This window comes from Melghirimyces algeriensis, assembly GCF_900182565.1.
In the GTDB taxonomy this organism is placed as follows: domain Bacteria; phylum Bacillota; class Bacilli; order Thermoactinomycetales; family DSM-45169; genus Melghirimyces; species Melghirimyces algeriensis.
The window spans coordinates 24524-38179 of sequence record NZ_FXTI01000007.1 but is presented as its reverse complement, the minus strand read 5'-3'; the positions used below and the strand labels follow the sequence as shown (position 1 = coordinate 38179).

General features: G+C 46.0%; 14 protein-coding genes. 12 read left to right on the top strand and 2 right to left on the bottom strand.

Annotation, left to right across the window (positions count from 1 at the left end):
* Positions 1 to 158 precede the first annotated feature (158 nt).
* Positions 159 to 560: a GNAT family N-acetyltransferase gene (locus tag FN782_RS10975; protein ID WP_142505852.1), complete on the top strand. Its 402-nt coding sequence runs from the start codon at positions 159 to 161 to the stop codon at positions 558 to 560.
* A 181-nt stretch (positions 561 to 741) separates the two neighbouring features.
* Positions 742 to 2040, top strand: a complete 1299-nt coding sequence (locus tag FN782_RS10970) for a S8 family peptidase (RefSeq protein WP_142505851.1) — start codon at positions 742 to 744, stop codon at positions 2038 to 2040.
* Between the two features lie 40 nt (positions 2041 to 2080).
* Here FN782_RS10970 and proC read toward each other — a convergent pair whose 3' ends face one another.
* Positions 2081 to 2917, bottom strand: coding sequence for a pyrroline-5-carboxylate reductase (proC, locus tag FN782_RS10965; protein WP_142505850.1), 837 nt, complete (start codon positions 2915 to 2917; stop codon positions 2081 to 2083).
* Between the two features lie 439 nt (positions 2918 to 3356).
* On the opposite strand from proC, the gene FN782_RS10960 reads away from it, so the two are divergent.
* The 5 genes from FN782_RS10960 (at position 3357) to FN782_RS10940 (ending at position 7998) form a co-directional block, all read left to right on the top strand.
* Complete coding sequence (locus tag FN782_RS10960; RefSeq protein ID WP_185956234.1) at positions 3357 to 3899, top strand: DUF402 domain-containing protein; 543 nt, start codon at positions 3357 to 3359, stop codon at positions 3897 to 3899.
* Positions 3900 to 3910: 11 nt separating this feature from the next.
* Complete coding sequence (lepB, locus tag FN782_RS10955; RefSeq protein WP_142505848.1) at positions 3911 to 4441, top strand: signal peptidase I; 531 nt, start codon at positions 3911 to 3913, stop codon at positions 4439 to 4441.
* Between the two features lie 245 nt (positions 4442 to 4686).
* Positions 4687 to 5466: a GTP-sensing pleiotropic transcriptional regulator CodY gene (gene codY, locus FN782_RS10950; protein WP_142505847.1), complete on the top strand. Its 780-nt coding sequence runs from the start codon at positions 4687 to 4689 to the stop codon at positions 5464 to 5466.
* 279 nt (positions 5467 to 5745) lie between these two features.
* Complete coding sequence (locus tag FN782_RS10945) at positions 5746 to 7506, top strand: ABC transporter ATP-binding protein (RefSeq protein WP_142505846.1); 1761 nt, start codon at positions 5746 to 5748, stop codon at positions 7504 to 7506.
* Between the two features lie 33 nt (positions 7507 to 7539).
* Complete coding sequence (locus FN782_RS10940) at positions 7540 to 7998, top strand: ATP-binding protein (protein ID WP_142505845.1); 459 nt, start codon at positions 7540 to 7542, stop codon at positions 7996 to 7998.
* Here FN782_RS10940 and FN782_RS17075 read toward each other — a convergent pair whose 3' ends face one another.
* Positions 7999 to 8145 carry a hypothetical protein gene (locus tag FN782_RS17075; RefSeq protein WP_221930178.1) on the bottom strand — a complete coding sequence of 49 codons (147 nt, stop codon included), beginning with the start codon at positions 8143 to 8145 and terminating at the stop codon, positions 7999 to 8001.
* A gap of 282 nt (positions 8146 to 8427) precedes the next feature.
* Between FN782_RS17075 and cyoE the strand changes: the two genes are divergently transcribed.
* The 5 genes from cyoE (at position 8428) to FN782_RS10915 (ending at position 13434) form a co-directional block, all read left to right on the top strand.
* Positions 8428 to 9366: a heme o synthase gene (gene cyoE / locus FN782_RS10935; RefSeq protein WP_142505844.1), complete on the top strand. Its 939-nt coding sequence runs from the start codon at positions 8428 to 8430 to the stop codon at positions 9364 to 9366.
* 135 nt (positions 9367 to 9501) lie between these two features.
* Positions 9502 to 10518, top strand: coding sequence for a cytochrome c oxidase subunit II (gene coxB / locus FN782_RS10930; RefSeq protein ID WP_142505843.1), 1017 nt, complete (start codon positions 9502 to 9504; stop codon positions 10516 to 10518).
* Between the two features lie 141 nt (positions 10519 to 10659).
* Positions 10660 to 12501, top strand: a complete 1842-nt coding sequence (gene ctaD, locus FN782_RS10925; RefSeq protein ID WP_246064934.1) for a cytochrome c oxidase subunit I — start codon at positions 10660 to 10662, stop codon at positions 12499 to 12501.
* A complete protein-coding gene (locus tag FN782_RS10920; protein WP_142505841.1) occupies positions 12501 to 13127 on the top strand; it encodes a cytochrome (ubi)quinol oxidase subunit III in 627 nt (208 codons plus the stop codon). Before ctaD ends, FN782_RS10920 begins: the two co-directional genes overlap by 1 nt.
* A gap of 1 nt (position 13128) precedes the next feature.
* A complete protein-coding gene (locus FN782_RS10915) occupies positions 13129 to 13434 on the top strand; it encodes a cytochrome C oxidase subunit IV family protein (protein WP_142505840.1) in 306 nt (101 codons plus the stop codon).
* Positions 13435 to 13656 lie beyond the last annotated feature (222 nt).

The following is a 13656-nucleotide window of genomic DNA, read 5'->3' as shown; positions in this document are numbered from 1 at the left end:
TACAGCCCTGGGTTTGAGATTTGTGATATCCGTAAAAAAAGGGCGAAAGAAGCACCTAAGAGGCTGAGTAAGCGTTTTCTTCACAGAAATATCACAATTGCGAAGGAACCCCTTATTTAGTACACTGATAAAACCATTGTAGTAGGAGGACTCATCTTATGAACCTTCGTTCATTCCAACTTTCCGATATTTACGCCGTTACCTCGATTTGGAAATTGACGGCATCACGAAGGAAGGAACAGGAAACAATCAAGGTGTTGTCCAAGCAACTGGTTTGTGACAGGGATTTGGTTTTAGTGGCGGAAATAGGAGATCAAGTTGTTGGTGCCATCGTAGGATCAGTCAAGAAGGACACTGGGTACTTCTATTGTTTGGCGGTCCATCCTGATTACCAAGGTTGTGGTATCGGACGAAGTCTGACACAACTTTTGGAAAAGCGTTTTCGCAGCAAGGGTGTCCGTCGGATGAAAGTGATGGTGGATGAAGGAACAGAGAAGCTTTATCCGTTTTATCAGCACCTTGGGTATTATTCCATTCTTGAAAGCAAACCGGCGCTATAATCATTTACTGTTTTGACTTCCGGTTAACCGCACCGGTATAACCGGAACAAATATTTATTTCACTTTGTTAAAACCGTCTGTGTTCCAGTCGGTTATATTTTATTTTTCGCGATAAATTGACAAAATTATAAGAAGGATATAAATATTCCTTCGTCAAAAGGGTTAAAAGGAGGTGATTGTAGTGAAAAGAAAAAAAGGAGTTTGGTTTGAACGGGCAGGTTCTGTGTTGGACCCCGGTCTAGTTGTGGAGTTGAAAAAGAGGAGGGAGATCGGGGTCGATGAAGAAAAAGAAGCAGTTCCGGTGATTGTTAGCTATGAAAACAAGGCGGACCCTTCTCATCAAAAAGAGGTTGTTGACCTTTGTCAAAAGGATTCCTGCAATCAGGTCAGTGGTGAGTTTAAATTATTAAAGGGCTTTTATGGAAAAGTGAACCCTAAAACGATTCATGAGTTAACTGCACAAAAAGGGGTTTACAGAGTTTATTTTGACCGCGAAGTGCGGGCTTATTTGGATATCGCCCGAAAATCAAGCGGTGTAGGAGAGGCTCAGGCGAAAGGATTGACTGGAAAAGATGTGACCGTTGCCGTCATAGATACAGGTGTTCATCCACACAAAGACTTGATGGAGCCTGATTCGCGGATTATTGCTTTTTCTGATTTGGTTTCCGGAAAAGAAGATCCATATGATGATCAAGGACATGGAACGCATTGTGCAGGGGATATTGCTGGAAACGGATTTCTCTCCGAGGGTTTGTATGCTGGACCCGCGACTGAAGCCAAGGTTGTGGGGGTAAAGGTTCTCGATCACCAGGGAAGTGGTCGGTTATCGACGGTGATCAAGGGAGTGGAATGGTGTGTGGAGCATCGCGACCAATATGGCATTCGGGTACTTTCTCTCTCCTTGGGTGCACCGGCCTTTGAATCCTACAGGGATGATCCTTTGGCTCAGGCAGTGGAGACGGCTTGGCACAAGGGGATTGTGGTCTGTGTAGCAGCCGGAAATGAAGGTCCTTATCCGGGTACGATCAGTACACCTGGGATTGCTCCTTCCGTTATTACGATTGGTTCCGCGGATGATCACAATACATTGGAACGGGAAGATGATGAAAAGGCTCCATATTCCAGTCGTGGTCCAACGCTAGACAGGTTAGTGAAGCCTGACATATATGCTCCAGGAACAAATATTATCTCTCTGTCCGTGCCTGACTCACCGATTGAAAGGCAACTTCCAGAAAATCGTGTCGGTGAACACTATATCAGTCTGTCGGGTACCTCTATGGCAACCCCGTTCTGTGCCGGGGTGGCAGCGTTGCTATTGGAAGCCAACCCTCTGTTGAGTCCCAATGATGTAAAGAGCATCCTTATGCATACTGCCCAGAAGATGGAGGGAGATCAAGCAGGGTATTTGGATGTCCCCAAAGCTGTAGCATTGGCAGAGGAATATCGCTCGTTTCAGGAAACAGCCATTGAATCAAAATAAAATTCAGTCTATTCCAAAAACCACCCCTCAGGGGTGGTTTTTAGCGAGGAGAAGGTGAAAAGCTTTTTCCCAGTTCCTTGGAGCGTTGTTTTGCTTTTTGGACTGCATGGATCAATGACTTTTGGAAATGATGTTGAGCCAGGGTTTCCAATCCTGCCATGGTGGTGCCTCCGGGAGATGTTACCTTCCGGCGGAGCTCTGCAGGCTCTTCTTTCGTTTCCATCAACATATGTGCAGCCCCTGCAAGTGTCTGCAATGTAAGATGCCGAGCGATGGAGGGGGTGAGTCCTGCCTGGATTCCTGCCTGTTCAAGAGCTTCCACCAGATAGTAGATATAGGCTGGACCACTTCCTGACAAACCGGTAACTGCATCCATATCCTTTTCATCAACGACTACCACAGTCCCAATGGAAGAGAAAATCTGAAAAGCGGTGTCTAAATCCTTCTCACTGGCATGGGTACCTGTACAAAGAGCGGTGGCTGATTGGGCCACGGCACAAGAGGTGTTGGGCATGGCACGAATGACAGGAATTCGGGTGGTCAGTCGGTTTTCAATAAACGGAATGGAAATTCCCGCGACAACAGAAATGATTCGTTGTCCAGGGTGGAAGTACATTCCCCATTGATCAAGGGCATGTGTGATATCTTTGGGTTTGACAGCCAGGATCACAGTGTCTGCTTGTTTGATTGCAGCTTGGTTGTCTTTTGGGGAAATAATCCCATATTTTTTTGATAAATATTGGATTCGATTCTGGTTTTGTCGATTGATTACATGGATATGTTTTGCTGAAGTGGGAGTATTGTTTAACAGACCGGACAGCAGTGCTTCCGCCATGGAGCCAGCACCGATAAAACAGATTTGATTGCAATCAACCATGGATGACTCCTCCTTCGTTGTTTTAAAAAACAGGAAGAACCCCCTTTGTCTCAAGGACGAAAGAGGGTTCTTCCGCGGTACCACCTTTTTTGGCACAGAGTGTGCCCGGCTTTGGGGAGGCAGGTTGCCTCCGATCGATAACGGGAAGTACCGTCTCGGCTTATCGCCGTCCGCTTCCGGGGTGGGTTGGGACAAGAATTGCCGGTAAACTCTTGCAGCCTGTCGGAGTTTACTCTCTGATCGGTTTCCTTATCTTACTGGCCCCTTCATTGCGTTTCCGAACAGTATCTTTTAATTTTTATTATTATGCATACCTGACAGGAAAATGTCAAGTAAAAAGTGTATAGCTTTCAATCCTTCGCATCAATTCTGATTTTTTTTGTTTTATAAACAGATCTTTTTGGAAATAAAGGAAAATAAACCGGGAGGAAACATGGACATGTCGGTTCGAGCGGGAGACATTATCCAGATTGAAAGCAGAAAACATAGTGGTGTTTTTCATCGCTCCTGGGAACGGTCCATTGTTCTCAATTGTACAGATCAATCTCTCTTAGTGGCAAATCGGGATGTAGGTGTTACTGAAGCCGATGGTCGAAAGTGGGTTTCAAAAGGGTTGGCTCTTTGCCAGTTTCATAGAAATGAGTGGTTTAATACCATACTATTATTCTCTTCAGATGGATTTTACCGCTTTTACTGCAATATTGCCGCCCCATTTATCATTGAAAACCAAAGATTGATATATACCGATTACGACTTGGATTTATTGGTGGAAGCGGACGGGTCATATCGTTGGCTGGATCAGGATGAATTTGAAAAGAACCGTCGATTATACCGTTATCCACCGCACATTGTCACCAATGTGATGGCTGGGGTAGAAAAGCTGGAATTCAATGTGAAGAATCAAAAAGATCCGTTTAATACGGAGTTTGTGACAAATGGATATCATCTTTATTTATCCCGTGAACATCAACTGATGGGGTGAAGTGATGCAAAATGAAAGCGATTTTTAAACCGCTTTACACTCCGTGGCTGAAAACCATTCTGTTGGCCATTTCAGCTGCGTTGATGATCAATCAGTTTGGACTGGCACTATCCATTGTGAATGGAACCTCTATGGAACCAACATTGGAAGACGGGGATCGCCTTTTAATCAATAAGTTCTATTTTATGTTTGACGATCCAAAAAGAGGCGATGTGGTCACTTTTGAAGATCCCAACCGAAAGGGAAAATATCTGGTGAAAAGAGTGGTGGGAATTCCGGGGGATCGTATTGAGATCAAGGGAGGTGATCTTTATCGTAACGGAAAATATGTCTATGAACCCTATGTCAATACCGATGTTGAAGATGGGGACTTTGGTCCCATTATTGTGGAAGAGGGAAAAATCTTTGTGATGGGAGATAATCGTCACCGTTATGCAAGCAGGGATAGTCGTTACCCCAGTGTTGGCCAGATCCCCTGCGAATTGGTGGAAGGAAAGGTGGAATGGATTATCTGGCGCCCTTCACTAACGAATTTCCTCTAATAGGAACAAGTTCAACGAATAAAAAAAGTCGAAAATTGTTCACAAAAATTTGCTGCGCATGTGGTACGAACGTTGCATAATGGGAGAAGTGTACGGGATTGCACTCCCCTTTCACGATCGTGATTAATTACAAAATGTTGTGTCATATGGCACGTATCCAACATAAATACGAAATACTCTACACATTTCCGGTGTAGTTGGAAAATAAAAAATCATGTGTCTATAGCTTGCAGGAGGGAACAATAATGGATTTGTTAAACAAAACCCGCAGGATTTCAAAAATTCTCCAAAAAAACGTTGGTCATCATCTGGTGGATTTTGACCAGGTGGCAGAAGCTTTGTGTGATGTAATCGGTGCGAACATCTATGTGGTGAGTCCAGAGGGAGAAATCCTCGGATTGGCCATCAATCATGAAATTGAAAATGAGCGAATGCAAAAATATCTGAAAGAACGGCAATTTCCGGAAGAGTATGCAACGATGTTGATGGATGTGGACAAAACCTCGTCCAACATCAGTGTGGATGACCCGTTGACTGCATACCCTGTGGAAATGAAGGATATGTTTAAACATGGCTATACAACACTTGTTCCGATCGTAGGCGGAGGAGAGCATTTGGGAACCCTTGTCCTTTCCCGAATCAATGAAAAGTTTGTCAATGATGATCTGATACTGGCTGAATACGGTTCCACTGTCGTCGGTATGGAAGTTCTTCGGGAACGGGCAGGGAAAATTGAAGAGGAGGCTCGCAGTCGGGCGATCGTACAGCTTGCGATCAGCTCTCTTTCATTTAGTGAGTTGGAGGCTGCGGAGCATATCTTTAACGAATTGGAAGGAAATGAAGGTTTGTTGGTAGCCAGCAAGATTGCCGATCGTGTGGGGATCACCCGTTCAGTGATCGTCAATGCGCTTCGGAAGCTGGAGAGTGCTGGTGTGGTAGAATCACGCTCCCTCGGAATGAAGGGAACCTATATTAAAATTTTGAATAACAAGCTTCTTCCCGCTTTGGAAAAGGCTCGAAGCTAAATGATAAGCCGCCATAAAAAGGCGGCTTTTTTAATGGATATCGGGAGTATCAGAGAGTATCAAATGAAGGAAATGATCTCTCAGGCATCTGTTTCATATGCAAAAGCACGTGTTGTTTTTCATTTTTATGTGTCGGGATCAAAAAGCCCTTGTATCCACTGAAGTGGAAGTTTAGGGGCTGAAACGGACGGAGAAATCAATCTCATGGGTGGCTCATTCCTTTGTTATAATGAAAAAAGATGTTAGCTGATATTTTTATATGTCGGGAGTTGAAGTTGGTTGGGGACTATTCGAAGGTATCTTCGATTTATCGGTCCTTACCGTAAGCAGATTGCAATAACTGTGGGAGTCGGTGTGTTAAAGTTCGGCATCCCTTTATTGTTGCCATTGATGCTCAAATATGTTGTCGATGACATTTTATTGACAGATCTGCCCAATCAGGAGAAGTTGAGGAATCTGACTTGGATTGTTGCCGGAGCGCTGTTTATATTTGTAGTCCTACGGTTTCCGATTGAATATTACCGTCAATATTTTGCACAATGGACGGCCAGTCGGGTTCTGTTTGATATTCGCAACAGCCTGTTTGAACATCTGCAGAAATTATCTCTCCGTTTCTACAACAACCAGAAAGTAGGACAGATTATTTCAAGGGTCATTCACGATGTGGAGCAGACCAAGGACTTTGTTGTTACCGGTATGATGAATATATGGTTGGATCTGATTACGTTATCGATTGCAGTGGGGATTATGTTGTGGATGGACCCTTGGATGACGATTGTCTCTCTTGTTGTCTTTCCCTTTTACGGACTGGCCGTTAAATATTTTTATCAGGGGCTCAGGCGGTTGACCCGCGAGCGCTCGCAAGCGTTGGCTGAGATGCAGGGGCATCTTCATGAGCGAATACAGGGTGTTTCTGTTATTCGTGCGTTTCACTTGGAGGATTATGAGACGGTTCAGTTCAATCGTCGTAACCGTCACTTTTTAGAGAAGGCACTTACTCATTCCCGTTGGAATGCTCGAACATTTGCAGTTGTCAATACAATTACCGATATTGCTCCGATCCTGGTGATTGCATTTGCCGGTTTACAAGTGATTCAGGATCAGTTGACGATCGGGGGAATGACTGCTTTTTATGGATATCTGCAACTCATCTACTCTCCTGTCCGGCGCTTGGTAAATGCATCAACCACTTTGACCCAATCACTCGCCTCGATGGATCGTGTATTTGAACTGATGGATGAATCCTATGATATTCAGGATCGACCTGGTGCACAATTCCTTTCCCGTGCAAACGGAGAAATTGCTTTTAAAAATGTTCATTTTTCCTATGAAGCGGGAGAAGAAGTGTTGAAAGGTATCGATCTTCATGTCGATCCCGGACAAACGGTCGCGTTAGTCGGAATGAGTGGAGGGGGAAAGTCCTCCCTGATTTCTCTTGTTCCCCGGTTTTATGATGTGAAACAGGGATGTGTGGAAGTCGATAGAGTCGATGTTCGAAAATGGAAGCTGAAAAGCCTTCGAGGACAGATTGGGATGGTTTTGCAAGACAACATTCTTTTTAGTGGATCTGTGTTGGAGAACATCCGCTTGGGAAAACCGGATGCATCCATGGAGGAAGTGATTGCTGCGGCAAAAGCGGCAAATGCTCACAAATTCATCAGCGAGCTTTCCAAAGGGTATGAGACGGAGATCGGGGAGCGGGGAGTGAAACTTTCCGGAGGACAAAAGCAACGCATTGCAATTGCTAGAGTGTTCTTGAAAAATCCGGCGATCTTGATTTTGGACGAAGCGACATCCGCTCTGGATCTCAAATCTGAGCGGTTGATTCAAGAATCGCTCAACCGTTTGGCCAGAGATCGTACGACATTGATTGTAGCGCATCGTTTATCAACGATTACCCATGCGGATAAGATTTGTGTCGTGGAAGATGGACGGGTTACTGAAAGTGGAACACATTATGAGTTAATGGATCAGAACGGAAAGTATGCACATCTGTTCAAGGTTCAATATCTGGAAACGCCGGATGTACCGACATTTTAGGACGGTGCACTGTATGTCGGGGGAGGGGACGTTGTGAAAATCAATATTCCGGTGAAATATGAGTGGGATGTGGTCAACATTCGCAGAAGGGTACGGGACTTGACGAGAGAGATGGGCTTTCGTGAACTGGATCAGACCCGGATTGTTCAATCGGTTTCAGAGTTGGCACGAAATGTGGTGCACCATGCGGAAGAAGGCATTGTTTCGGTGGAAGGGGTATGTGAAGAGGGACGAAAAGGGGTTCGAATCACCGTTCAGGACCTCGGACCGGGGATTGAGGATTTGGGCGAAGTTATCCGTCTGTCTGAGTCTCCTGTATCAGCAGAAGGGTATGGACTTCGTCAAGTTCGGGATTTGATGGATGATTTTACGATTCGTGCAGTGGAAGGAAAAGGAACCTGTGTGGAAGTTACCAAATGGTTTGAGGTGTCCAAGGAGGCATCGCAAGACGATCGATGCCAGTCCATCCGATGTTCAGACTCCGATGGTTGATCACACCAACATGTTTGGTTCAGCTGTGGCTGACGAACAGGAAAGCGATACCAGATGTAATGTATCCATATTTTGAACCTTTGTCACACTTACTTGACGGTTTTCTTTCGGCTCATCTAAAATGTTAATGACTATACTGCCATTCATTGTGTGTTTTGTCCTGTTTCTTGACTTCCATTTTTAAGAAAATAAAAAGAAGGAATCCGGCGTTAGAAGTACTTCATCTTGATCGCCGGGGAATGATCGCTGGATCTCCTGTGAGAGGAACGAGATTTTCAACGGAGGATTTCCAGCGCAGTTTTTTGTCGTCCTTCCACAGCTTTTTGGATGGTAACAGGACTTAACATCCGATGGATGAAGGGTGCCGCCGAGTCCCTAAATGGTCAGTATATAACTTTAGTGGCCTGGTCCATAGAAAGGAGGGGTACTGTGGAACGACCCATGACGCAGCAATCATCTCAAAGCTTTCTTGCAGAGGATTCTCGACCAGAAACGGTGGCCAAAGCCAGTTGGAGGGATTATTGGGTTCTTACCAAACCGGGAATTAACGCTTCCAATCTGATGGCGGCGTTCACGGGATTCTGGTTGGCCGGTCATGATACGTTCAGTCTTGCCCTCTTGATAGCTACACTTCTGGGGACGGCTTTGGTGATCGCTGGTGGGTGTACGGTCAACAACTATATTGATCGTGATATAGACTCTTTCATGGCACGAACACAAAGCCGCCCCATTCCTGCAGGAAGGATTCGGCCACAAACTGCCCTCTGGATGGGTATTCTTTTAGGGCTGGCGGGCGTAGCTGTATTGGTGGCCTTCGTCAACCCTTTGTCGGGGTTTTTGGCAGCAATCGGATTCTTTGCCTATGTTTTTGTTTATACAATCTGGACAAAGCGGACGACTGTTTGGAACACGATCGTAGGCAGCGTTTCCGGAGCCATCCCTCCACTCATTGGTTGGGTGGCAGTGGAAGGGGTTTTGGATCTGTCAGCATGGCTTTTGTTCCTGTTTATGTTTGTCTGGCAACCACCTCACTTTTATGCCTTGGCGATGCTGAAGGTGGAAGATTATCGTTCGGCTGGGATTCCCATGTTGCCAGTGGTAAAAGGTATGGCGGAAACCAGAAGGCAAACGCTTTTCTTCGTCGCTCTGATGTTACCGGTCTCGCTTTTCCTCTTCGGTACCGGAGTGGTAAGTTGGCTTTATCTGATGATGGCTTTGATTCTGGGAGGCGTTTGGCTTTATCTGGCCCTTGCCGGCTGGTCCTCAGAAGATGATGAAGGCTGGGCACGAAAGATGTTCCTTTATTCACTTCTCTACCTGACTCTGATGCAAGTGACGATGTTAATCGATCCGGTGCTTTTCAGATAAGGGACTGAAGGCGGGCGTAATGGTGCGCTCAACTGCCGATCAGATATCTTTTCAAGGTCTGGCGGCGTTGTTTGATATAAAATAATGATTGCTAGTTTTTTATGATTTAATGAGAGAAAGCGGGGTTAAACGGGTATGAGTCGAGGGAAACGTTTAGCGCTTCTGTTATCTACATTCGCTATATTTGCCCTGATGTTGACTGGGTGTCAGGAACCGGCAAAGTCCGTCTTTGATCCCAAAGGCACTGCCGGTGAAATGAATCTCGATCTGATTATGACGGCGATTTATATTATGACCTTTGTATGTGCAGTCGTTATGATCATCTTCGTCTATGTTCTGATCCGTTATCGTCAGAAACCGGGAGATAACAGCATCCCCAAGCAGGTTGAAGGAAGCATGAAATTGGAAATGTTATGGATTATCATTCCAATTATACTGCTTGCTATTCTGGCGGTTCCCACTTTGAGCACGACTTTCTCCTTGGCTGAGACGCCTAATGAGAAAGATGCTTTAAAGGTAAAGGTGACAGCTCACCAATACTGGTGGGAATTTGAATATCCGGAACTGGGGATCAAAACCGCCCAGGAGCTCCACATTCCTGTCGGAAAGAAGGTACACTTTGAACTGACTTCTGACGATGTGGTGCACTCTTTCTGGGTTCCGGAACTGGGTGGTAAACAGGATTTAACTCCGGGACAGACCAACACCATGTGGTTGGATGCGAAAGAGCCAGGTGTTTATGCCGGACGTTGCGCCGAACTTTGCGGAGCCAGTCATGCATTGATGAACTTTGAAGTGGTTGCACAAGAGCAAGAGAAGTTTGACCAGTGGGTGGCAAAAAGGCAGAAGCCGTCCTCTGAACCTCAAACAGCTGAGCAAGAGGCCGGTAAAAAGGTTTTCTCTCAGAACTGTATGAGTTGTCATGCCATTGATGGTACGAAATTGAAGACAAAAGGCGATAAAGCTCCCAACCTGACCGGAATTTCCGAGCGCAATAAGATCGCCGGACTGTTGGAAAACAATGATAAAAACATGGAAAAATGGCTGAAGCATCCGGACCAAATTAAACCAGGCACTTACATGCCATCCTTTGACTTTTTGAACAAAAAAGATATGAACAACCTGAAAGCGTATTTGGAGAGTTTGGAATAAACAGGATCGCCGGTGAATCAACCTCAATCGGTTGCCTGGCAGGACTGAATGGAGGAGGGAATACCTTTGGCTACGATCGTTGTCCTTATCGTGTTCGCCTTGTTTTTGGGCGCGATATTGACCGGAGGGTACAATAAACAGATGTTGGCCCGCTTTAGATCCCATTGGTTATGGGATTGGATTACGACAGTGGACCATAAAAAAATCGGGATTTTGTATTTGATCGGCGGTACGATTTTCTTCGTCATTGGTGGTATTGAAGCACTGCTGATGCGGACGCAGCTTTTTTATCCCAATAATGACTTTATGGTGGGTCGGACATTTAACGAACTTCTCTCCATGCACGGTACCACCATGATTTTCTTTGTGGCCATGCCACTGCTGTTTGCGCTGATGAATGCTGTAATCCCACTTCAGATCGGTGCACGGGATGTTGCATTTCCCTTTTTGAACGCGTTGGGCTTTTGGCTGTTTCTTTGCGGTGGATTGTTGATGAATCTCAGTTGGATCTTTGGGAATGCACCTGACTCCGGCTGGACCAACTATGTACCGATTGCATTAAATGAGTACAGCGCGGGAACTGGAATTGACTATTATGTCCTCGGTCTTCAGATCTCAGGGATTGGTACCCTGATTGGTGGTCTGAACTTTATTGTGACCATTATTAACATGCGGACACCAGGGATGTCCTTCCTGCGGATGCCGCTCTTTACTTGGACCTCGTTTGTATCTTCCGCTTTGATTCTGTTTGGTTTCCCGCCGTTGACGGCTGGTTTGTTTCTGGTGATGTTTGACCGGCTCTTCGGTGCCAACTTTTTCGATGTGGCGGCTGGCGGAAACCCTGTGATTTGGCAACATTTGTTCTGGATTTTTGGGCATCCGGAAGTGTATATTGTGATTTTGCCCGCTTTTGGAATAATGTCTGAAGTAATTTCCACTTTTGCCAAAAAGCGTCTGTTCGGATATACATCAATGGTGTTTGCTACCCTGTTGATCGGTTTTCTTGGATTCATGGTTTGGGTGCACCATATGTTTACCGTCGGTATGGGCCCTGTCGCCAACTCAATCTTTGCGATTGCTACCATGGCGATTGCCGTTCCAACCGGAATCAAGGTGTTTAACTGGCTGTTTACCCTTTGGGGAGGAAAGATCCGCTTCACGACAGCGATGCTATATGCAGTCGGTTTTATCCCGACCTTCGTGCTCGGTGGTGTGACCGGTGTCATGTTGGCTTCACCTCCAGGGGACTATCAATACCATGACAGTTACTTCGTTGTTGCTCACTTCCATTATGTTCTGATTGGTGGAACCGTTTTTGGCATCTTGGCAGGGGTTTACTATTGGTGGCCCAAAATGTTCGGTTACTTGCTGAATGAAAAGCTGGGCAAATTAAATTTCTGGCTCTTCTTTATCGGTTTCCACATGACATTCTTTATCCAGCATTTCCTTGGACTTTTCGGAATGCCGCGCCGGGTGTTTACCTATCAGCCGGAAGACCAAGTGGAGCTGATCAACCAGATCAGTACGGTGGGTGCCTTCCTGCAAGCGGTGGCTGTAGTTGTTTTGGTGATCAATGTGATTTACAGTTATCGCAATCGCGTGCCTGCGGGTAATGATCCATGGGACGGACGGACACTGGAATGGACGATCACTTCTCCGCCACCGGTGTACAACTTTGCCCAGTTGCCCAAAGTTCGCGCCTTGGATGCTTTCTGGCATGAGAAAATGAATGGGAAAAAGGAATTGGAACCGGCAGAACCGGTCGGTCCGATCCATATGCCGAACAACACCCATTTGCCATTTTTGATGAGCCTAGCTTTCTTTGTTTCCGGTTTGGGCTTTGTCTTCCGGTCAAATGAAGTGGGTGCGCTGGGATTGATCTTTGTGTTCCTGGTCATGTTTATGCGCTCTTTTGAACAGGATCACGGTTATCATATTGAGACGGACGAAATTGAAAAAACGGAGAAAGGGGCGAGTGTGTAATGAGTGCTCAGGTTGACCGTACAGACGCTTCGGCGGGTTTGCCTGCTCATCCGGAGCGGGCAACCATGGAAGGGCGCAATAAAGTTCTCGGCTTTTGGCTCTTACTAGGTGCCGAGACGGTCATGTTCGCCTGTTTCTTCGGAACCTATCTTGCGTTGCGGGGATCTTCGATGGATGGTCCAACCACCCAGGAGCTTTATCAGATTCCAATGGTAGCTTTATCCACGGTGATCCTATTGACCAGTAGTTTGACCAGTGTGATCGGTGTACATGGCATGCATCAGAACAACTACAAAAAGATGATGTTCTGGTTTGGTGTCACGGTATTGCTGGGTCTGTCCTTCCTGGGTCTGGAGATTTATGAATTTGTAGAGTATGTTCATGAAGGGCATACCTTCACCGGCAGTGCATTTGGGTCTGCTTTCTATACCCTGCTCGGAACCCACGGAGCCCACGTGTTGTTTGGGGTTACCTGGATCACTACACTGATGATCCAAGCACGCAAACGGGGATTAAATCTAGACATGGCTCCGAAATTCTATCTGGCCAGCCTCTACTGGCACTTTGTGGACGTAGTGTGGGTCTTTATTTTCACTGTGGTCTACCTGATGGGGAAGGTGAGCTGAGATGGAAGCTAATACACAACCAACACAAGCCCAGACTGGCAAGCAGGACAGCGGGTTGAAATATGTGGCATCTTTTGCCCTTATGATTTTATTGACTGCTGTTGCCTTTGCAGCCGTGGCGATGAATATCGTTCCACAAGGTTGGGTGATTCCTCTGATCTTGGTTTTGGCGGCTGTACAGGTTTTCCTGCAACTGTTTACCTTTATGCATCTGGACTTGAAGAAGGATGCAGTGACGGTTTCTTTTATGGTTACAGGGCTCTTTATTGGAGTTGTCTGTGCTGTGGCAGTTGCGATTCTCGTATAATCAAAACGGCCTCTCGCTTTCAAAGCGAGAGGTTTTTGTTTTGGTCGGCCCTTACAGGAGTCTGAGACTTTCAACAAAAGAGGGGGTGATTTCCAGGGAGTTTTCTTTGCTAAAGGAAAGAGATGCGAAGGAAAATCGAACACCTCCAGCCCGCTTTGTGGATCACAGGAAACCCTTACAGGGGTCTTTTTTATGGCGATCATCTTTTCCTCCAGAACGCGT

Bases quoted from the DNA above. Each gene is read 5' to 3' on its own strand.
- FN782_RS10915 (WP_142505840.1), top strand. From the start codon at position 13,129: ATGGAAGCTAATACACAACCAACACAAGCCCAGACTGGCAAGCAGGAC.
- FN782_RS10975 (WP_142505852.1), top strand. From the start codon at position 159: ATGAACCTTCGTTCATTCCAACTTTCCGATATTTACGCCGTTACCTCG.
- coxB (WP_142505843.1), top strand. From the start codon at position 9,502: ATGAGTCGAGGGAAACGTTTAGCGCTTCTGTTATCTACATTCGCTATA.
- codY (WP_142505847.1), top strand. From the start codon at position 4,687: ATGGATTTGTTAAACAAAACCCGCAGGATTTCAAAAATTCTCCAAAAA.
- FN782_RS10920 (WP_142505841.1), top strand. From the start codon at position 12,501: ATGAGTGCTCAGGTTGACCGTACAGACGCTTCGGCGGGTTTGCCTGCT.
- lepB (WP_142505848.1), top strand. From the start codon at position 3,911: ATGAAAGCGATTTTTAAACCGCTTTACACTCCGTGGCTGAAAACCATT.
- proC (WP_142505850.1), bottom strand. From the start codon at position 2,917: ATGGTTGATTGCAATCAAATCTGTTTTATCGGTGCTGGCTCCATGGCG.
- ctaD (WP_246064934.1), top strand. From the start codon at position 10,660: ATGTTGGCCCGCTTTAGATCCCATTGGTTATGGGATTGGATTACGACA.
- FN782_RS10960 (WP_185956234.1), top strand. From the start codon at position 3,357: ATGTCGGTTCGAGCGGGAGACATTATCCAGATTGAAAGCAGAAAACAT.
- FN782_RS17075 (WP_221930178.1), bottom strand. From the start codon at position 8,145: ATGAATGGCAGTATAGTCATTAACATTTTAGATGAGCCGAAAGAAAAC.